The 22240-nt window shown below is 35.7% G+C and carries 16 protein-coding genes; 6 read left to right on the top strand and 10 right to left on the bottom strand.

What is annotated here, in order from left to right; all coding sequences use genetic code 11:
- Window positions 1-247 precede the first annotated feature (247 nt).
- On the bottom strand, window positions 248-3367 hold the full coding sequence (locus tag ABID42_RS17930) for a serine hydrolase domain-containing protein (protein ID WP_367284851.1): 3120 nt from the start codon (window positions 3365-3367) through the stop codon (window positions 248-250).
- 461 nt (window positions 3368-3828) lie between these two features.
- Between ABID42_RS17930 and ABID42_RS17925 the strand changes: the two genes are divergently transcribed.
- The 4 genes from ABID42_RS17925 (at window position 3829) to ABID42_RS17910 (ending at window position 9828) form a co-directional block, all read left to right on the top strand.
- Window positions 3829-4431, top strand: coding sequence for an RNA polymerase sigma factor (locus ABID42_RS17925; protein ID WP_184130771.1), 603 nt, complete (start codon window positions 3829-3831; stop codon window positions 4429-4431).
- Entirely contained in the window at window positions 4406-4651 is a 246-nt protein-coding gene (locus ABID42_RS17920) for a hypothetical protein (RefSeq protein WP_367284850.1), read from the top strand. Before ABID42_RS17925 ends, ABID42_RS17920 begins: the two co-directional genes overlap by 26 nt.
- Before the next feature lie 298 nt (window positions 4652-4949).
- A complete protein-coding gene (locus ABID42_RS17915) occupies window positions 4950-8903 on the top strand; it encodes a S8 family serine peptidase (protein ID WP_367284849.1) in 3954 nt (1317 codons plus the stop codon).
- Between the two features lie 199 nt (window positions 8904-9102).
- Window positions 9103-9828, top strand: coding sequence for a head GIN domain-containing protein (locus tag ABID42_RS17910; protein ID WP_367284848.1), 726 nt, complete (start codon window positions 9103-9105; stop codon window positions 9826-9828).
- A 111-nt stretch (window positions 9829-9939) separates the two neighbouring features.
- Here the strand turns inward: ABID42_RS17910 and ABID42_RS17905 are convergent, their stop codons facing one another.
- The 5 genes from ABID42_RS17905 to uvrB form a co-directional block, all read right to left on the bottom strand.
- Entirely contained in the window at window positions 9940-10281 is a 342-nt protein-coding gene (locus ABID42_RS17905) for an ArsC family reductase (RefSeq protein ID WP_367284847.1), read from the bottom strand.
- 32 nt (window positions 10282-10313) lie between these two features.
- Window positions 10314-10934, bottom strand: a complete 621-nt coding sequence (locus tag ABID42_RS17900; protein ID WP_367284846.1) for an ATPase — start codon at window positions 10932-10934, stop codon at window positions 10314-10316.
- The gene (locus ABID42_RS17895; protein WP_367284845.1) at window positions 10927-11190 is read right to left on the bottom strand and encodes a hypothetical protein; all 264 of its coding nucleotides are present in this window, start codon (window positions 11188-11190) and stop codon (window positions 10927-10929) included. Before ABID42_RS17895 ends, ABID42_RS17900 begins: the two co-directional genes overlap by 8 nt.
- A gap of 116 nt (window positions 11191-11306) precedes the next feature.
- On the bottom strand, window positions 11307-12737 hold the full coding sequence (locus ABID42_RS17890) for an amidohydrolase (protein ID WP_367284844.1): 1431 nt from the start codon (window positions 12735-12737) through the stop codon (window positions 11307-11309).
- A 204-nt stretch (window positions 12738-12941) separates the two neighbouring features.
- Window positions 12942-14969 (bottom strand): excinuclease ABC subunit UvrB, encoded by a 2028-nt coding sequence (uvrB, locus tag ABID42_RS17885; protein ID WP_323258268.1) that lies wholly within the window; start codon window positions 14967-14969, stop codon window positions 12942-12944.
- A gap of 185 nt (window positions 14970-15154) precedes the next feature.
- On the opposite strand from uvrB, the gene ABID42_RS17880 reads away from it, so the two are divergent.
- Complete coding sequence (locus ABID42_RS17880; RefSeq protein WP_367284843.1) at window positions 15155-16018, top strand: glycoside hydrolase family 16 protein; 864 nt, start codon at window positions 15155-15157, stop codon at window positions 16016-16018.
- 63 nt (window positions 16019-16081) lie between these two features.
- Window positions 16082-17470 (top strand): alpha-L-fucosidase, encoded by a 1389-nt coding sequence (locus tag ABID42_RS17875; RefSeq protein ID WP_367284842.1) that lies wholly within the window; start codon window positions 16082-16084, stop codon window positions 17468-17470.
- Between the two features lie 107 nt (window positions 17471-17577).
- On the opposite strand, the gene mazG is transcribed toward ABID42_RS17875, so the two are convergent.
- The 4 genes from mazG to ABID42_RS17855 all read right to left on the bottom strand — a co-directional run bounded on the left by mazG (window position 17578) and on the right by ABID42_RS17855 (window position 21981).
- On the bottom strand, window positions 17578-18384 hold the full coding sequence (gene mazG, locus ABID42_RS17870; RefSeq protein ID WP_367284841.1) for a nucleoside triphosphate pyrophosphohydrolase: 807 nt from the start codon (window positions 18382-18384) through the stop codon (window positions 17578-17580).
- Window positions 18385-18472: 88 nt separating this feature from the next.
- Window positions 18473-18694 (bottom strand): hypothetical protein, encoded by a 222-nt coding sequence (locus ABID42_RS17865; RefSeq protein ID WP_367284840.1) that lies wholly within the window; start codon window positions 18692-18694, stop codon window positions 18473-18475.
- 297 nt (window positions 18695-18991) lie between these two features.
- Window positions 18992-19783 carry a uroporphyrinogen-III C-methyltransferase gene (gene cobA / locus ABID42_RS17860; protein WP_367284839.1) on the bottom strand — a complete coding sequence of 264 codons (792 nt, stop codon included), beginning with the start codon at window positions 19781-19783 and terminating at the stop codon, window positions 18992-18994.
- A gap of 92 nt (window positions 19784-19875) precedes the next feature.
- A complete protein-coding gene (locus tag ABID42_RS17855; RefSeq protein WP_367284838.1) occupies window positions 19876-21981 on the bottom strand; it encodes a ferredoxin-like domain-containing protein in 2106 nt (701 codons plus the stop codon).
- Window positions 21982-22240: the final 259 nt, after the last annotated feature.

The following is a 22240-nucleotide window of genomic DNA, read 5'->3' as shown; positions in this document are numbered from 1 at the left end:
ATTTGAAGACAGAATTTCACAAGTTGATTTATTGAGTTAGGGGGCTAGCCCCCTAACTCAATAAATCAAATGACACAGTTTAATGAACACTCCCTAATTATGAAATTGAAGTATCTTTTGATTCTGGAAAAATGTAATAATTTTTAAATATTAATTATGAAATCAAACCATTTCTAGATCCTAAAAAGATGAGGTGATTTGAAAATATCAATCTTCAAATCACCTCATCTTCAAATTTTCAAATCACCTATAGCCCTCTCTTTATCGCCTGATAAATTACTTCGTTGATATTCGTTCTTACATTCAAATCAGAAAGTTTAGAATTGTTTCTGGTTGGATATACTCTATTGCAAAGGAAAACATATACTAATTGATGTTCAGGGTCAACCCAAGTATAAGTACCTGTAAAGCCAGAGTGCCCAAAACTAGTAGCACTAGCACTTGCTGCTGCACTGATGCCCGCACGTTTACGATCTGGCTTATCGAAACCTACTCCTCTCCTACTATTTTCTTCTACCGAAAAAGGATAAGAAGTCCATTCTTTCATCGTAGATTCTTTGATAAATTGAGTACCACCATAATATCCATTTTGAAGATACATCTGCATTAATTTAGCCAAATCTTGTGCAGTACCAAAAAGCCCTGCATGACCCGAAATACCATTCAGCATAGAAGCGCCCTCGTCGTGTACTCGTCCATGAATAAGCGTTTTACGATACAGAGAATCATATTCTGTAGGCACAATTCTTGATAAAGGGAAATGTTCACGAGCATTATAAGTCAGCGTAGTTGCTCCCAAAGGTTTATAGAAAGTATCTTTCAAGAATGATTCAAAATCTTTCCCTGTTAGGCGAGGAATGATTTTTGGGTACATATAATACGATAAATCTGAATAAACATATTCCTTTTTCTCTCTCAGCGGAGAATCTTCAATGGCTTTATAAACGGTTTTGTTGTAGTCTTTATGCAACCACAAATTATCAGCTACTTGTACAGAATAATCGCCCGATTTGGTGTAAGAAAAAGTCTTTGACTTCCAAATGGTTGGGTCTTTCACCAAATTGATACAATCTTTCCAAAGGGCTTTATCCGTTTGAATAATTTGGCACATTCTAGCCAAAGCCTTTTTATGACGGAACAATTTATCCCAGAAAGTAATAGCGTATTTATCAGAATATTTTTCTTTGTAAATTTTACTGGCTAATACCATTTTGGTAGAATCAATACAATCCATCCAAAATGGAATCCAAGCTTTTAGGCGAGCTTGATGCGTAAAAATATCTTTGTAAACCAAAGGTGCTTTATTTGAATTTGCCCATTCAGGAATCAATTCTCCCATCGTAGTTTTCAACGTGAATTTGCCTTCGTCTTCCATTTTCATCATCGCAGGTACAGAAGTACTGATTTTGGTAATAGATGCCAAATCGTATAAATCATTGGTCGAAACAGCTGTACCTTCATACGTTTGTTTTCCGTAGGCTTTATGCAAAATCACTTTACCATTTTTAGCAACTAAAACAACAGCTCCCGGCGTAGCTTTTTGTTTGATGGCTTCATTGACGATAGAATCAACTTTACTTGTTAAGAATTTTGTGTCAATTCCAACCGCTTCAGGCACAGCATATTGAAAACGTTTTAATGGTTCAGTTTTGATACCGTCGTTATACCTGAAAGTCATATTTACACCTACTGGCAATTTCCCTTTGGCACCGATTGCACCAAAAATCAATTCAGCTACAGCAACAGATTCGTGCATTTGCGGACTTTCCTGATAAGTAGTAATCAAGGCTTTGGCTTTATCTAAGTTTTCAAATTTTGATAAAGTATAAGCATTTGAAAAAAGAGAGACGATTGTTTTGGACGAGTTGGCAAATTCTTTCACCAATTCTTGAATTTTAGGATGAATACTGTAATTTTTAGCAGGACGAACCGATTGTCCGTTTACTGCCATTAAAACCAAATTATAGTTTTTCAAAGAATCTCTAATTGCTTGAATGGCTTCATTGCTTGAGTTTTCATCTAAATTAAAATGCTGAACATCGGTATAATTTGAAAGCATTTTCTGAAAATCAGTAGGTTTTTTACTTCCGAAAGTCGGATTACCAATATTCAGCGAAGCTATTTTTAAAGTATCAAGGTTTTTTAAGGGAATTATATTCTCTTCATTTTTCAATAAAGTAACGGTTTCTTCCGCAAAAGTACGGTTCAATACTTCTGACTTTTTAGGATTCAAATCAGCAATCAGATTTTTTGTTTCTATCGGTTTGTACTGGTCTAAACCTGCCCAAGCTTTTGCTGTTAGGATTCTTTTTACTCTTAAATCAATATCTGCTTGCGAAATTTCTCCTTTTTCTAAGGCTTTTTTGATGGCATTAAAAGCAGCAGGAACATCTATAAAAGTTTCTAAAATATCATTGCCAGCTAAAATCGCTTTTACATTGGCAGTGCCTTCTGGAAAGAATTTCACAGCACCTTGCATATCCATCGCATCTGTAAAAACCAATCCTTTAAAGCTTAAATCTTTTCTTAATAAATCTGTAACAATATTTTTAGATAAAGTAGAAGCAAGATTTTTAGTAGAGTCTAACGAAGGAATACTTAAATGTGCCACCATTACCCCTTGCAAACCATTTTCGATTAATGTTCTGTAAGGAAAAAGTTCTAAAGAATCTAAACGAGTACGATTATGTGGAATTACAGGTAAATCTGTATGCGAATCAACGCCGGTATCGCCATGTCCCGGAAAGTGTTTGGCAGAAGTAATAATTCCTCCTTTTTGCAAACCACGCATATAAACCAAGGCTTTTGAAGTTACTTTTTCACGGTTCTCACCAAAAGAACGGAAATTGATGACAGGGTTATTCGGGTTATTATTAACATCAACTACTGGTGCATAATTTACATGTACGCCCATTCGCTTACATTGTTGAGCAATTTGCAAACCCATTTCTTCTAACAATTGTTCGTTTCCTTGCATGGCTCCTAAAGTCATTTGATATGGGAAACGAACTGTGCTATCTAAACGCATTTCTAGCCCCCATTCCAAATCCATTCCAATCATTAAAGGTACTTTAGACATTGCTTGTAGTTTATTTACTAACAAGGCTTGCGCTGTTGGACGGTTGCGGAACAGTACAAATCCACCCACATGATAATCTCTTACAATTTTATATAAACGAGCTGTATCGTAATCATAACTATAATTACCACGAGGCATCATTAATTGTCCAATTTTTTCATCGACAGAAAGTTTATTAAAAACAGAATCGACCCAACGCTGATTGGCATTTGGGAAAAGATTTTGAGCTTTAAGTTGAGTAATCAGAGAAAGTAAAAGTATAAAAGTGATGAAGCTGAATTTTTTCATACAGAAATTAAGATTAGTTGATACTGCAATTTACACAAAAAATATTGGTGAAGGCTCAGGACAGTACATTTCAGCACAGGTAAACAAGATTGTTTTTGAGATTTTGCGGAAGATAAAAAGTAATATTTTTTAACAAAATTTAAGAAATAAAACTTAATTAGAAACTGAGCAATTTTGCTCAAAAGAATAAAATTTTGTCAGAAAACCTTCAACAATGATTAAATTTTGTATATATTTAGAACATATTTAAGAAAGAATGCCTAAACGAAAACCATGTTGTTAATATTTGTTAACGCTTTTAAAAAGTTTAGCATTTTTTTTGGAATTAATATTACAACAACTATCTTTGAATCAACCTTTCTTAATAACTACTAAAAAGAGTTTCTAAAATTCACTAAAATAAAAATATAGGAGATATAATATGATATAAAGCTTTACGTTAACTAAATAGATTTATCAAAATGGAAAAAATCCATGTTAACGACAGCGAGCTTGTATCACGCTATATAAAAAACAGTGACGAAAAGGCATTTGAAACTCTTGTTCGCCGATACAAATCCAAAGTTTATACTACGATTTACTTAATTGTTAAAGACACCTTCGTGGCCGAAGATTTAATGCAAGATACTTTCATTAAAGCTGTTGACGTGCTTCGTTCGGGAAAATACAATGATGAAGGAAAGTTTTTGCCTTGGGTGCTTAGAATTGCACACAACATGGCGATTGACTATTTCCGTCGTGATAAACGCTATCCAAATGTCGTATTCGAAGATGGTAGCAGTGTGTTTAATACATTAGATTTTGCAGAAGATTCTTACGAAGATTTGCAAATTCGTGAAGAATCGCACGCACATCTAAGAGACCTGATTAAACGTCTTCCTGACACGCAAAGAGAAGTGCTTGTGATGCGTCATTACGAAGATATGAGTTTTCAGGAAATTGCAGACGCTACAGGCGTAAGCATTAACACGGCACTAGGAAGAATGCGTTATGCGTTGATAAATCTACGCAAAATGATGAGTAAACATTCTCCGAGCTATGATACAAACCTTTACGCAGCATGACGTTATCCGTTACGTCTATCAAGAAACAACGGAAGAGGAAAATCTTATGATTCAGGACGGACTAGTCCATGATTCTGAGATGCTAGAATTTTATTTAGATATGCTTGATGTGAAAGCAGGTCTGGATAAAAGCTTTCAACAACCTTCCGAAAGAAGCATAGACAATATTCTTGCGTATTCGAGAAACTATAAAGAAAATCATCAGGTCTTAGTTGTTTAGCTAAGGATTGATGATTTTTTTATTTGTGAAGCTGTACAAGGAAACCCTAATTCTGGGGCTTCTTGGTACAGCTTTGTTTTTATGCAGTTTTTACTTTGCCTAAAAAAGAGTAATTTCCTTTTTGTTTTTTATACATTTTCATCACTAAAGCTATAATCACTTGATAATCGTAGGTTTAAAAAGATTAAGTAAAAGAATAATCTAACAACAACGCAACGCTTCGTAGATTGTGGTTGTCTAACAACACAGAATCCTTATTTTCGGAGAAGTGTTACCTATCCATTAACAAGTAAATATCATGAAACAACTACTTACACTGACACTCTTACTTTTAGTATTTACTTCCTTCGGGCAAGAAAGAGAATTGTACAATAGTTCTCAACAAAAAAGACTACAAAGTTTATCTTCGGAATTATCTACAGTTCAAGATAATAACTATCAAAAAGCCGTAAAAATCGCTACAGAAAAGAAATGGCAATTGAGTGGCAATTTAAAGAACAACCGTTTTTTTAAATTATATGGAATTGATGAAACAGGACATCCGCTTTACTTAGCCACAGAAAGTAATGCGCAAGCCGCCGCAACTACTCGTACCGACCAGCTTTATTCAGGAGGTTCTTTGGGCTTATCCTTGAATGGAAGTAGTGCTTCTGTTAAAAACAAATTAGGCATCTGGGATGGTGGTGCAGTACTTTCAACCCATCAAGAGTTAACATCGAGGGTGACTCAACAAGATAAAACAACAGGCACGAATATTCATGCCACACACGTAGCAGGTACATTGATAGCACAGGGCGTTTCGCCACTTGCCAGAGGAATGTCTTTTGGAGCAAGTTTAAAAGCTTGGGATTTTACCAGTGATAATGCTGAAATGACTGCTGCTGCTACGGGATTATTAGTGTCCAATCACTCTTATGGCTTTTTAGCAGGTTGGAGTTATGACGATACTCGTAGTCGATGGTCATGGTATGGCAACACAAGTATCAGCCAAACAGAAGATTATAAATTTGGATTTTACGACAGCAATACGCAATCTTGGGATAAAATTGCCAATAATGCGCCATATTATCTTATCGTAAAATCAGCAGGAAATAATCGTGATGAAACAGGGCCTTCTGCTGGTGAGTATTATTATTTAGGTACTTCAAGCGATACGAGTTCGGTAGCAAGAAGTAAGAATGATGGCTATGATATTTTAGCAACAACCAGTACAGCTAAAAATATTTTAACTGTTGGTGCTGTTAGTGGTACAAATGGAAAAGCACCTCAGCAATCTTCTGATATTAAAATCTCGTCTTTTAGTAGTTGGGGACCAACAGATGATGGTAGAATTAAACCTGATATTGTAGCGGTTGGTGTAAATCTGCTTTCAAGCTCTAATGCTTCTAATTCTAGTTATACGATTTATAGTGGTACTTCAATGTCGTCACCACAAGCTGCAGGAAGTATTCTGCTGTTACAAGAATTGTATGCTCAAAAAAATGATGGTTTATTGATGCGCTCTTCAACATTGAAGGGTTTAGTATTACACACGGCTGATGATGCGGGAAATGCTGGTCCAGATTATATCTATGGCTGGGGTTTGTTGAACATGGAAAAAGCGGCGAAAGTAATTCTGAATGCTGATAAATCTTACGACATTTCAGAAAGAACCTTGGCTAATGGAGCTACTTTTACGCAAAAAGTAACAGCTTCTGGAAAAGGTGCAGTAACAGCAACTATTTGCTGGACAGACCCAGAAGGAACAGTTACGACTGCAAGTGTTGCCAATTTGAATAATCGTACTCCCAAATTGATTAATGATTTAGACATTAGAATTTCGGATGGAAGCAATACTTCTTTGCCTTTTATTTTGAACCCTGACCAGCCAAGTGCGGTGGCAACAAGAGGAGATAATATCAGAGATAATGTTGAACAAATTCTGATTCCAAATGCAATTCCTGGAAAAAGTTATACCATTACAGTTAGCCATAAAAGTACTTTAAAAAATAATACACAAGATTATGCTTTGATTCTTAGCGGAATTGGCGGTACAGAATACTGTGCTTCTACACCAACGACGATTCAAAACAATATTGAAAGTGTAAAACTAGGCGACTTGACGGCTGATTATAAAATTGCTTCTTCACAAAGTATTCCTTTAGAAATTAGTTTAAAAGGTACTTCGACAAAAAAAGTAAATGTTTATGTTGACTGGAATGCGAATGGTACATTTGAAGAAGCTACAGAATTAGCTACAAGTTCTGGAGAACTTGTAGGAGTAACTACTTTTAAAGCTACAATAACTGCCCCTTCGGGTTTAACAATTGGAAACAGTACACTTGTAAGAGTGATTGTTGCTGAAAACTTAGGAACTGCCAACATTAGTAGCTGTGGAACTTATGCTCAGGGAGTTACGCAAGATTATAAAATTGAATTTGTTCGTCCAAGTATTGATATTGCCGTAGTTGATTTAATCAAACCTGAAACAAATACTTTCTGTGCTTCATCGTCGGGTACGGTTTCTGTTTCTTTGAGAAATATTGGAACAACGGCTCAACAAAATATTCCTGTTACAGTAAAAGTTTTAGATGGAACAAGTATTGTAGCCACACTTACAGGGACATACAAAAATCAACTAAGTACTTTTAGCGAAGGAACGCTTGTATTAGATGGAAGTTTCACAGCAAAAGTAGGTGCTAGTTATACTTTTGAAGTAAAAGTAAATTTATCACCCGACCAAGATATTACTAATAATAGTAAAAGTTTTGTCCGACAAGTAACCGCTTCAACAGCACCAACAACAGCTCAAGCTACAGTTTGTGAAGGCGCAACTGCTTTGAGTGTAAAAGGCACAGAAACATCTACTTTACTTTGGTATGATGCCCAAACAGGTGGAAATTTATTGTTCACAGGAAATACTGGCACATTTAATAAGCCAACTACAGCCTCTAAAATTTATGTCGGAGTAAATGATATTTCAGGTTCGGTCGGAGCTAAAGATAAATATGCTTTTGGCGGAGGTACTTATTATGAAACCTTCGGACCAGAACCAATCATTGTTACTCAAACTCCTTTGGTGATTGAAAGTGCAAGAGTATATATCGGAACGGCTGGAAAAATTACTTTTACCATTTATCGTCAGTCAGATTCTACGCCAATTTCATCAGTAACATTGGATGTAACGCCAACTCGTACTACAGCCAATTCAACACGTTCGAGTAATCAATTGATAGATGATTTAACTGACCAAGGAATTGTCTTGCCTTTGAATTTGTCAATTCCTGCGGCTGGAACCTATATTTTATCACAGGAATGTACAGATGGAGCTTCTATTTATAGAACAAACCTGAATGCCAATTCAACCGTTTCTGGAACTGATATTGTTGGTTATCCATTCACGATTCCTAACGTAATCAGTATTACTGGAGCAGTATTTAATGGTTCGACGATTAAAACGGGTTATTATTATTTGTACGATATGAAAGTAAAATCTTATGGTTGTCCAAGTAACAGAGTAGAAGTGCCAATCACTACACAAGCCGCTCCGAAAGTAACCATTACGCCTTCAAGTTCATTCAGTATTTGTCAGGATGATTCAAAATTATTAACAGCTAGCACAGGTACAAATTATACCTACCAATGGTTGTTGAACGGTCAAAATATTTCGGGAGCAACCTCAACGACTTATTCAGTAGAAAAAACAGGTAATTATAGTGTAAAAGTTACAGAGAATGGATTTTGCTCGGCTACTTCTACGGCGATTACGGGTACAGTGATTGCACCAGTAATTCCAGCAGTAAAATTAGATGGTACAACATTAAGTCTATCTTCTGGTTCAAATCCAGTTTGGTACTTGAGCGGGAATATTATTACTGATGCAACTACTAATACTATTGTTCCACTTCAAACGGGTGTTTACATGGCGAAAGTAACGGATGTAAACGGTTGTTCTGTTTTCTCTGAAGGCTATACTTTCACCGTAACTGCCACTGATGAAGAAATAAATTCGGTAGAAACGGCAAGGATTTATCCGAACCCAGCACCAGAATCGTTTAAAGTAGAATTTAGCACGCCCAACAATCCAAAATATGTTTATGCAGAAATGATAAACATTATGGGAGTAACGGTTTCGTCTAAAGAATTAATAAAAAATGATGGAAAGTATAGTGCTGAATTTGACGTATCAAAACAAAATTCAGGTACATTTTTCTTAAGAATTATTGCTGATAATTCACTGAAAGTTATTCCTCTTGTGATTGGGCGGAATTAATTATATTAAGGTTAAACTATACAAATGTTAAGCTGTATTTCCGTATGTTAGAGCAAGATTTAGGGTAAAACCGATGCTTTAATGTACGGAAATCTTGTTTTATGAAGATTTTAAGTACTAATCCATACAACCTGAGCGTTCTTTTTTGCATCTAAGTGATAGTTTTCAACAAATCATTCACAATAAGCAAATTAAGGATATGAGAAAAATAAGAAGTGTATTCGCATTATTACTGACAACTGTTTCGACAATCGTTTTAGCGCAACAAAGTCAAGATGTTACTTTGCAGTCGTTCAGCAAAATAGATATGCAAGGCATTATGCAAGTAGAATTAGTAAAAGGCAAAGTGAATAAAATAACAACAGAAGCTTTGAATGGTGCAAATCTTGAAGATTTAACAGTAGCTGTTTCGGGAGATGAGCTTTCGGTTAAAACTAAAATCTTCAAACAATTGACCGATAAAGATAATAACAAAAGGAAAGCCAGTACGCAGAAGTTATTTAAAGTAAGAGTAGAATATATCAGTGAATTATCAAGCATTAAAGTAGGTCGTGGAGCAGAATTAGAAGCACAACAGACATTATCGGGCAATCGTTTATTGATAGATGCAACATCTGGGGCAACGGTGAAATTGAATGTAAATGTTAATAATTTAGAATTATCGAGTGTACAAGGTGCTATTGTAAACCTAGAAGGTAAAGCGCAATTTCAGCAAACAAGAGTAAATACTGGAGGCGAATTGTATGCTTATAATTTAGTAAGTGAAGACATAGAAATAAAAGCCAATACTGGAGGCGTTGCACAGGTAAGTGCAAGCAAAACATTAGACGCTTCAGCATGGACTGGCGGAACGATTAATTATAAAGGGAATCCTGCCCAAAGAAACGTTAAATCGAATTTAGGAGGAGAAGTTCGTTCTAATTAATTTAAAGAATTTGAATATTAAAACAAAGGTTACGTAAAATGGAATTATATCCATTTTTACGTAACCTTTGTTGATTTACTCCTTTCATATTTGTTTCTGAAAAGAAATTACCTACTTAAAAACTTCTTGATAATTATCAACATTAAAGCCCATCATTACGATATTGTCGCCTTCAATAATTGGTCGTTTAATCATGGAAGGTTTTGCTAACATCAATTCAGTAGCTGTTTCAGCATCTGTTGCTTTTTCTTCTTCGCTGAGTTTTTTCCAAGTGGTTCCTGCACGGTTAATTAATACATCCCAAGGCTTTTGTGTGAGCCATTCTTGTACTTTTTCTTTATCAATACCTTTCTTTTTATAATCATGAAATTCAAAAGGAATATCATTTTCTTTTAGCCAAGTCATGGCTTTTTTCATGGTGTCGCAATTGGCAATGCCGTAAACTTTGTACATGTTTTATAATTGTGAGTAAGTGAATTGTGATTCTATGAAGGAAAACAAATCTTTGTCAAGTATGTTTCAAACCAATTGGGCAATAAACTTTGTTTAAATAATTGCTCCTGATTCGAATAATGGAACAATAAACTTGGAGAATTAAGTTGTGAATTATCAGCTATAATCAACTCATCTAATAGATCAAAATGAGAATTTAGTTGTATAAGATTTCCGTAATAATTTTTCTCAATTTCTTTAGAAGTAACATAATGTCCACCTGTTTTAACTCTTTCTGATACCCTTTTTTGAGATAACTCTACGTTATCAACCATTAGAAAAAACATCGTAATTCTATAGCCTGCTATTTTGAATTGTTCAATAGTTGTCCATGGAGAAGGTGTGCTAAAATGTCCTTCGTAAGCAAAATTTTTGTTCTCTTTGATTGCATTTTCTACTAAACGTTCAAATGCCTCAACAGTTGCTTGAAAGGCCGAGTCCCTTGCATATTTGGGTGATTTTATTTGAGAAGGAAATATTGTTTTTAACTTTTCAACAAAGAATTTGTCTCCATCGAAAACGTCTAATAATGAAAATTCAAGAGGAAGTAAGTCTTTTGAAAGTGTTGATTTCCCTGCTCCATTTGCACCAGTTATGACAAATAAATTAGGCATTTTCAAGATGATATTTTGAGCGGATAATAGCAACCTCAGTATTACTTAATTTTCTAACAGATGAGTAATCTCTAAAATCATTACTAAACTCCACAATTTCAATATGACCATCAGGGTATTCCATGTAGGCTTGATTTAAAGATAGTTCCCCCTTCCCTTCAATCATAAAAGGAAAACCTGCAAGGTGTTTTTGTTGACGAAGCATCATAATTGACTGCTCTATACGCTTATCAAAATTATATGTTAGTGTTTGCATATCCTTGAATTATTTTAATAGCAAATTACAAAAAATATCCCTTTAGTAATCAAAGATTTTTGTTTCTCTCTGTGATTCTGTGTGCCACAGAATCACAGAGAGTTATTTAATGCTAATTACTTTCTATAATCCAAAGGTGGCTTTCTGTCGCCTGCTAAAGATTTGTATTCAAAAACTTTGGCACCACGTCTTTTGTATAATTCTTCTTTCGATTGTTCGATTAATTTAGTGTCTTTGAACAAATTTTGAGCCGTTAATGCAATCGTTTCTGCGGCATTTATCATTCCTTTATGCCCGATACTCATGCCGTTACAAGCAACAGCTTGCCAACTGTGTGCTGGTACGCCCGTCACCCAAGTAGCGGTTGATAAACCTGCTGTTGGTGTAACCCAACTAACATCGCCTACATCCGTTGAAGCTGGAAATGCTAAGCCAGAAGTATAGGGTTTTACTTCTTGTGCAGCAGTAAGTGGGGCAAGGCTTTGTGAATTGACGGTCAAACGAATTTTTTCTGCAAACTCGGTTTCTTCTGGGGTATATTTTACTCCGCCTACTTTTTCTAAGCTCTTTTGCATTTCTTTGGCTAATACATCGTTGGGCAATAAATTATAAAGACCTGCCAAAATTTCGTAGCTCATTTTTGTTTCTGTTCCCAAAGCGGCTGCTTCTGCGGTTTTCATTAATCTTTTCCAGATTTCTTCTAAACCTTGTGCTGTTGGATTTCTGATGGTATATTCTACCATGGCATAATCAGGAACGATGTTCGACGTTAGCCCACCGTTTTTGATGACATAATGAATCCTTGTTTCGGGCGAAATATGTTCACGCATGAGGTTTACCATATAATTCATGGCTTCAACGGCATCCAAAGCCGAACGCCCTTTTTCGGGACTCGCTGAAGCGTGTGCCGCCAAGCCAGAAAAACTAAAATTGGCGACTCTGTACGCTAATGAAGAATTCGGACTTGCATTATTATTATCACCTGGATGCCAATGCAAAACTGCATCAATGTCTTTGAATACGCCTTCTTTCACCAAATAGGTTTTGCCTCCGCCAGCACCTTCTTCGGCAGGGGTACCAATGAGACGAATTGTTCCTTTGATTTTGGCTTTTTCCATCCAGTTTTTAGTAGCAATCGCCGCTGCTACCGAACCTACTCCAAAAAGATTATGGCCGCAACCATGTCCATAGGCATTTACGTATTTTGCTTTTCGATAGGGAACAGCTTCTTGCGACAAACCGGGCAAAGCATCCATTTCAGCCAAAATACCTATCGTCGGATATCCCGAACCATAAGTAGCGACAAAAGCAGTTGTCATTTCGCCAACGCCTCTTTTTACTTCAAAGCCAGCACTGGTTAATTCGGAAATTAATAATTCTGAGGTTTTATCTTCTAAATAACCCGGTTCTGCTAATTGCCAAATTTTATCAGAAATAGCCGTGTATTTTACATACTTCTGGTTGAGTTCATTCACAATTTCTTGTTGAGCAAAGCTCATACGACAGAGAAAAATACAAAGGATGAAGAGTGGTAAGGATTTTTTCATGATTTAGTTTTGGTTGATGATTAGGAAACTTATTTATTATAATAAATGGATAAAAGCGTTCAAGTTTAAACGTAATTATTCAAATCTTTCATTTAGGGTGTGACTTAAATCGCACCCTAAATGAAAGATAACACTATTATTTAAAGATAGAATATTCTTTGGCATTCTGTTTCAGTCAATCATTCAAGCTTAAAATAAAGATTACTATTTCTCCGCAATCATCTTCTTCAAGCCCAGCATTTCATCACGCAACTTGGCGGCGATGACGAAATCTAACTCTTTGGCGGCTTTTTCCATATCGGCGTTTACCTTTTTCAATTGCTTTTGTAATTCATCTTTGCTCATATAAGCCATTACTGGGTCGGCTGCCATCGCTACTTCTTTGCTTTCGCCATAATAATTGGTTTTCTTCGGTTTGCCCATTACATCCGCAATAGAAGTTTGCTCCATAATTTTCTCTTTCGATTTCAAAATGGTTTTTGGCGTAATGCCATTAGCCGTATTGTACTCCATCTGAATCGCTCTTCTGCGGTTGGTTTCATCAATGGCTTTTTCCATCGAACCCGTAATTCTGTCGGCATACATTAATACTTTGCCTTGGTCGTTTCGAGCCGCACGCCCAATCGTTTGAATTAAGGAACGAATATCACGCAAGAAGCCTTCTTTGTCGGCATCCATAATCGCTACCAAAGATACTTCTGGTAAATCTAAGCCTTCACGCAATAAGTTTACGCCCACCAATACATCAAAAACACCCATTCTGAGTTCTCGCAAAATTTCAACTCTATCTAAAGTTTTTACTTCCGAGTGAATATAACGGCATTTTACGCCTACTTTATCTAAGTATTTGGATAACTCTTCCGCCATTCTTTTGGTCAAAGTTGTTACTAAAACTCTTTCTTGGCGTTCTATTCTGAGATAGATTTCTTCTAATAAATCATCAATCTGATTCAAGCTTGGTCGTACTTCAATTTCTGGGTCGAGTAATCCTGTCGGACGAATGATTTGTTCTACCACCACACCTTCTGAACGCCTTAATTCATAATCGGCTGGCGTAGCTGAAACGAAAACCGTTTGACCAGTAATATTTTCAAATTCTTGAAAAGTAAGCGGACGGTTGTCCATCGCCGAAGGCAAACGGAAACCATAATCTACCAAAGCTTCTTTTCTGGAACGGTCGCCTCCCCACATGGCACGAATTTGTGGCATTGTAGCATGGCTTTCGTCAACGACCAAAATGAAATCTTCAGGGAAAAAATCTAATAAACAGAAAGGTCTTTGCCCAGCTTTGCGTTGGTCGAAGTAACGAGAATAATTTTCAATGCCTGAGCAATAGCCCAATTCTCGCATCATTTCTAAATCAAATTCAGTTCTTTGTTTAATACGTTCGGCTTCTAATAATCGGTTTTCACTTTCAAAAAACTTGATTTGAGAAACCAAATCATCTTGAATATAATTGATGGCATTCATCAATACATCTCGTCCAGTCACAAAAAGATTGGCAGGGAAAATCGCAATCATTTTTTCTTCCGAAATCTTCTTGCCAGTTTGTGGATTTATGCGTTGAATGGCTTCAATTTCATCGCCAAAGAAAATAATTCTATAACCAAAATCAGCATAAGGCAAGCAAATATCCACCGTATCGCCTTTTACTCTGAAAGTACCACGAGTAAATTCTACTTCAGTACGGGCATACAGAATTTCGACCAAACGATACAGAAATTGATTACGAGAAATGATTTCGCCCACACCAAAACGAAGAATACTTTTGCGATATTCCTCTGGATTTCCCATACCATAAATGCAAGAAACCGAAGCAATTACGATAACGTCTCTTCGCCCAGACATCAAAGCCGAAGTGGTTGCCAAACGGAGTTTATCTATTTCTTCATTAATAGCAAGGTCTTTTTCGATATAAGTATTGGTAGAAGCAATAAAAGCTTCGGGTTGATAATAATCGTAGTAAGAAACAAAGTACTCTACGGCATTTTCTGGAAAAAACTGCTTGAATTCTCCATAAAGCTGTGCCGCCAAAGTTTTGTTATGACTCAAAATCAAAGTCGGGCGATTGAGTTGCGTAATCATATTGGCAACCGTAAAAGTTTTTCCCGAACCCGTTACTCCTAGAAGCGTTTGTGATTGCTCGCCATTCTGAACGCCTTCAACCAATTTTTCAATCGCTTGTGGTTGGTCGCCCGTTGGCTTATATTCTGAAACAAGTTTAAAGTCCATGAATTATTCTTCTATAAATTTTTGGATAATATGATTTTTGACGAAGTATTGCAGTCCAAAGCTTATCTAAAAGCATTCTTAAAATTACACAAAAGCACCTAAAAAAGATAGCTTTACAAAACAAACACAGATAGTTAATTGATAGTTTATTGGTAAATTAAAGCTCAATCTCAAAACATTTAATTATGAACAAACTAAAATACTGCATACTTTCTGGCATTTCGATCATGCTTTCTCTCAGCTACTCAAACAATGCGATAGCACAATTAGCCAAGCATTCAACGCCAAAAGAAATTCTTCCAATTGTTTATCATTTCGAAAGTAAGCCCATTTGGTCAGACGAATTTGATTATGAAGGCTTGCCCGACCCTACAAAATGGAATTATGATGTTGGCGGAAGAGGTTGGGGAAACAATGAATTACAGTATTATACCAAAGAAAATCTAAAAAATGCCAGAGTAGAAAATGGCAAACTCATCATCGAAGCCATCAAAGAGAATTTCGATAAAAACACTTATACTTCTGCTCGATTGGTGACGAAAGGAAAAGGCGATTTTCTATACGGGCGTTTTGAAATAAAAGCTAAACTTCCCTTCGGAAGAGGTACTTGGCCTGCCATTTGGATGTTGGCTTCAGAACAAAATTATAGTGATAAATTCTGGCCAGATAATGGAGAAATTGACATTATGGAACACGTTGGTTACGACCCAGGCAATGTACATGCAACAGTACATACAAAAGCTTTTAATCACGTAATCGGAACACAAAAAGGCAAGGAAATGATGGTAAATGATTTTGATAAAGCATTCCATGAATATCGTTTAGATTGGACTCCACAAAAAATAGAAATGTACATCGACTCAAAACTGTATTTTACTTTTGAAAATACGGGTAAAGGTTTTGCAGAGTATCCCTTCAATAAAAAATTTCATTTATTACTCAACCTTGCTGTTGGTGGAAATTGGGGCGGAGCAAAAGGTGTGGATGAAAGTATTTTCCCACAAAGAATGGAAGTGGATTATGTGAGAATTTATGGTTTAAAGAAGTAGAGTATTTTTAACCACATTAAACTTTAGAAAGAGTAAAACTCTAAAACAAATGTTTAATCAACTATGAAAAAACTATTCGCTATTTTCTTACTCTCGCTAATTTTTAGCGATTTACAAGCACAAAAAAAGTACGAAGCCAATTGGGAATCCATCGATTCCAGACCAGTACCAACTTGGTTTGAAGATGCCAAATTTGGTATTTTTATTCACTGGGGATTATTCTCTGTTCCTGCTTGGGGACCGACTGCCAAAGATGGCGTGGGTATTTATGACCGTTATTCAGAATGGTATTGGAAAGGAATTTCTGACCCAAATCGTAAAAGTTATGCGGCTTTTACGAAATTTCATAATAATACTTTTGGGAAAGATTTTAAATACCAAGATTTTACGAAAGACTTTAAATGCGAACTTTTTGACCCGAACGAATGGGCAAAAGTGTTTGAAGATGCAGGAGCAAAATATGTCGTGCTAACATCAAAACACCATGAAGGCTACACGCTTTGGCCAAGTAAAGAAGCTTGGAATTGGAATTCAGTTGACTTAAATCCACATCGTGATTTAGCGGGCGACTTAATGAAATCAGTACGTGATAAAGGTTTACGGATGGGTTATTATTACTCTTTGTACGAATGGTTTAATCCTCTTTACAAAGAAAATGTTAACAAGTACGTTGACCAACACATGATTCCACAGATGAAAGATTTGGTAAATCGTTACAAACCAGATGTACTTTGGACAGACGGAGAATGGGATCATTCTTCGGAAACTTGGAAGAGTACCGCTTTTCTCTCATGGCTTTATAATGAATCGCCAGCTAAAAACGACATCGTAGTAAACGACCGTTGGGGCAAAGAAACAAGAGCCAAACATGGTGGAATTTATACAACAGAATACGATTTAGTTCATGACCAAAATTCTACTGGTATGGAAATTAATCATCCTTGGGAAGAATGTAGAGGCATTGGCTCTTCGTTTGGTTTCAGTAGAAATGAAATGCTAGATGATTACTCGACTTCAGAACAATTGATTCATATTTTGGTGGATAAAGTAGCTCGTGGAGGAAATTTATTGTTAAATATTGGTCCTGCTGCCGATGGAACAATTCCTGTAATAATGCAACAACGTTTGCGTGATATTGGTAAATGGTTAAAAGTAAATGGAGATGCCATTTATGGTACAAGAAAATGGACAAATGCTCCTAAAATTGAAAAGGAGAATACAATTTACTTCACTGCCAAAGGGAAAGATTTATATGTAATTACAACAAAATGGCAAGAATCGCCAATAACTGTTACAGGTGTAAAATCAGGTAAAGTACAATTATTAGGTTTTAATGGAACGGTGAAAAGTAGTGTAAAAGCTGGAAAATTAATCATTACTCCTCCAGCACTTTCTCCAGCCAAAAATCCTTGTGACTATGCGTGGGTTTATAAAATTGAGAATGTGCTTTAGGAAAGTAATCAATAATTGAAATCAAAATAAAAACCCGTCGGTCAAAGACTGACGGGTTTATTTGTTTCACTCTCAAAATTAAATTTTGACTTTTCGTCCTTCGTTAATTAGAGGCGTTTGGCTTCTTCCCAATACACATCCATTTCAGCTAAGGTCATATCTTGTAAGGCTTTGCCTTGTTCTTTTGCTCGTAATTCTAAATGCTGAAAACGCTTGATAAACTTTTTATTGGTTCTCTCCAAAGCCGTTTCAACATTGATATTGATAAACCTTGCGTAATTTACCAAAGAAAAGAGTAAATCTCCAAATTCTGCCTCTGCTTTCTCAATGTTAATTGCTTGGTTGTCAACAACGTTAAACTCATTCTTGAATTCATCCATTTCCTCTTCTACCTTTTCCCACACCTGATGTTTCTCTTCCCAATCAAAACCTGCACCCCTTGCTTTCTCCTGAATTCGCATTGCTTTTACTAAAGCTGGAAGCGATTTCGGTACTCCTTCTAAAACCGATTTATTACCTTCTTTGAGCTTTAGGGCTTCCCAATTTTGTTTTACTTGTTCTTCATTTTCAACTTTTACATCGCCATAAATATGTGGATGACGGTGAATTAACTTTTCGCAAAGACTATTTATTACATCAGCAATATCAAAAGTATTCGTTTCAGAGGCAATTTTTGAATAAAAAACCAAATGCAACATAACATCACCAATTTCTTTCTTAATTTCCTTCATATCGCCATCAATGATGGCATCTGAAAGCTCATAAGTTTCTTCAATTGTTAAATGTCTGAGCGATTCAATTGTTTGTTTTTTATCCCAAGGGCATTGCTCTCTAAGTTCGTCCATAACCGTAAGCAGACGGTCGAAAGCAATTAATTGTGATTGTCGTTTTGTTGATAACGTATCAAAATCCATAAGTTGTATTTTAGAATACAAAAGTAATGGATTCTAACGGTTAAATGGAAACCTTATAGGTTTTAAAAACCTATAAGGTTTAAGAAAATTAATATTCCAGAATAGTATTGAGGGATATTTTATTCTGTAGATGAAAATGATTCGGAATGAGGCAATAGGAATAAGTTTCAATTGCATCGATAGTATGATGAATGTAGCGGTCTAAAAAATATTTATAATTATCAGCATTACGGAATAGATTTTCGTTGCCAACAGCATGATTAACAATATGATAAAATTGATTTGATTCAAAATTGACTAACCCCTTCATAAACTTAATTGTTGTAGTTAATAAAAACTTAGTAGAAATTCTTATTTCCAATTAAATATACGATTTATGTTGAGAATAATCTGAATGAAGAAACAGCTTTAGATGTTTTTGGGGAGTTAGGTTAGCTCTATTTAGATGAATAGAATCTCCCGATTCTGTTGAAGAAGCTAATGTTAAACGTAGTAGGAGTTAATTACAATTAACCATTTAAGTAAACCTATAAGGATTTGTATTTTGTCTAGTAATAAGATTTTCAAACTCAAATCCTTATAGGTTTTAAACGAGCAATTATATTAGTTACTGATTACCCCCAGCATTTTTAGATAAAGCAGATAACTCCGTGAGATTAGCGTATTTCACTACTTCGCCCAAAATAATCACTGCTGGATTTGATAATTGATTGTTTTCGGCTATTTCCTTCAAGTCTTTTGCTACGCCAATTCCTACTTTTTGTTGATTAGTCGTGCCGTTTTGGATAATAGCTACCGGTAAATTTTCTTTGCCAATTGCTTTACAAATTTCAGCCATTTGGCTTAATTTATTCATTCCCATCAAAACTACAATGGTGGCACTCGTTTGTAATGCCATTTCTAAATCTTTTGAGAGCGAACCGTCTGTTTTTGTACCAGTAATTACCCAGAAACTTTCGCTTACTCCTCTGGTTGTCAAAGGAATATTAGCATAACCAGCAGCTGCTACCGAAGAAGAAATTCCCGGAACGTAAGCTGTTTCTAAACCAAAGCCTTTTGCATATTCTATTTCTTCCATCCCACGCCCAAAAATAAATGGGTCACCACCTTTTAAGCGTACCACGTGTCCATACATGTAAGCCTTTTCAACAATTAAAAAATTAATGGCATCTTGTGAATGACTTTCACCTGGGCGTTTACCCACATAAATTTTTTCTGTATCAGGCTTACAATAATCTAATAATTCATTCGCAATTAAGGCATCATACAGCACCACATCTGCATCCTTCAAAGCTTTAATGGCTTTGACAGTTATTAAATCTGGGTCGCCCGGACCAGCACCAACTACTGTTAGTTTTGGCTTAGGGTCTAAAGTATTAAAATGTTCTAAACCAGTCATAATTACTTATAAATACAAATGGTGAATAAATAGGGTCAGAATAAAGCCTATTCACTCACCATTGATGATTGATTTCTACTATAAAGGGTAAATTATACCAACGTTAATTGGTCACGATATGCCTTTGCTAAGGCCAAGAAAGCCTCAGCATCTTCTACATATTTTGTAGCAAATTCTTGTGAAGGCTCGTTTTGGTTAATTTGTAAAACCAATTCTTTAAATGTTTGACCACTTAAAGAAATCTCACCTTTTGCCACAAAATGCTCGTCAAATTTATCAATTACACCACTTTGTGTAGATGCACTTACTGATTTATCTAATAACAAAGCTTTTGCCGCACTTACAAATACGCTATAAGCATGATAGATTGAATCTGCCCAACGATTTTCATCGTAAGCCGCTTTTGTCCAATCCATTTTCTCTACAGATTCCAACAACAAAGTAGCCACTAAATCTATAATTACGCTGGCACATTCACCAACACCAATTTCTGTTTGGAATTGTTCTGAAGCACCCCAGTCGATAAAATCATCTTCTTTCAAAGTAGTTAAATCTGCTACTGGTTTCAACAAATTATAGAAGTATTTCTCGCCCTGACGGTCATAATAATCATTGAAGTATTCGCCTTCGTTAGCATTTTCTTCATAATTATTCAATACTACTCTTAATACTTGTGGACCACGTTTTGATGGCACTTTAATTACTTTATCAGCCACACGACCAACACCATCGCCTACTGTTCCACCACCTAACAATACTTGTAATGCAGGTAAAACACGCTTATCAGCTGCTTTCAAAGACGAACCGTGGAAACCGATATTTGCCATACCGTGTTGTCCGCAAGAGTTCATACAACCAGAAATCTTTATTTTAATATCGCTATTGTGAATTAATTCAGGGAAATCTTCTGTAATAACGGCTTCTAATTTTGAAGTAATGTTGGTACTATCTGAAATCGCTAAATTACAAGTGTCTGTTCCAGGACAAGCAGTAATGTTTGCCATCGAATTAGCACCTGCTGCTGCAAAACCGTGGGCTTCTAATACTGAATATACATAAGGTAAATTAGCCTCAGGAACAAATTTCAACATCAAACCTTGGTTGATGGTTACTCTTACATCGTCAGCAATATAACCTTCTAATTGTTCGATTAATGAACGAGAAGTTGTTGAATGAATATTTCCATTCAAGATTCTAACATAAACACCATAGAAACCAGCTTGCTTTTGTTCGAAAGTATTAGTTGCTTTCCACAAATCGTAAGCTGCTTGATTCGTAATAGCTACTTCCGAAGCCGTTTTAGAAGGCAACGCATCTGCTTCTACATTCCATTTTCCAGTTTCAGTATCAACTTCGAATGATTTACTTTTTAAAGATTTCCATTCTGCTTGAATCAATTCTGTTAGTTTTTCAAAACCAATTTTTTGAATTAAGAATTTGATACGTGCTTTATGACGAGAGTTTCTTTCGCCATGACGGTCGAATACTCTTAAAGTTGCTTCTAAAAAAGGAATAATTTGGTCAGCCTCTAAAAAGTCGAAAGACGTTTTAGCTAACATTGGTTGCGCACCTAAACCTCCGCCTAATACTACTTTAAAACCACGTTTGCCATCTTGGATTTTAGGAATAAAACCCATGTCGTGCATATAAGTTAAGGCAGTATCTTCGTCGGTATTTGAGAATGCAATTTTGAACTTTCTACCCATTTCCTGACAAATTGGATTTCTCAAGAAATAACGGAAAGTAGCATCTGCATAAGGACTAACATCAAAAGGCTCATTAGGGTCTATACCCGCTGAAGGCGAAGCTGTTACGTTTCTTACTGTATTTCCACAAGCTTCACGAAGCGTAATATCATCTTCTTCTAATTTCGACCATAATTCTGGAGTTCTATCTAAAGAAACAAAGTGAATTTGTATATCCTGACGAGTAGTTAAATGAAGATTTCCAGTAGAATATTCGTCTGAAATATCAGCAATACGTTTCCACTGTTTGAAAGTCATTTTTCCATAAGGCAACTTAATACGAACCATTTGAACACCTTGTTGGCGTTGGCCATAAACACCTCTTGCCAGACGAAGGCTACGGAATTTTTCCTCGTGAATTTTTCCTTCACGGAATAATTCTATTTTGCGAGCCAAGTCAATAATATCTTTCTCTACAAGTGGATTTTCGAGTTCAGTTCTGAAACTTTGCATGATTTTCTTGATATTTTTTAGCTTTTTACTTTTCCAGAGGAGCATAAAAAACCTTCCTATTACTCTATTAATTATATAGATTTAAGGCAAAATTAATCAAGAAAGTTCGGCAAGCAATATTTTTTTCTAAAAAAATGTTTGCTTTTTTTGCTAAAGCCTTCATAATTATTGGCTTTTAAAAATATAACAGAAAGGACTTTAGCTAAAATAGCCTTTGGGAAGGAATTAAAATACAGTAAGAATTATACTATATTTGTAA

The sequence above is a fragment of the Arcicella rosea genome, assembly GCF_040543805.1.
Classification (GTDB): Bacteria; Bacteroidota; Bacteroidia; order Cytophagales; family Spirosomataceae; genus Arcicella; species Arcicella rosea.
Note: the sequence above shows the minus strand (reverse complement) of the source record. Positions and strands in the feature narration are given on the sequence as shown.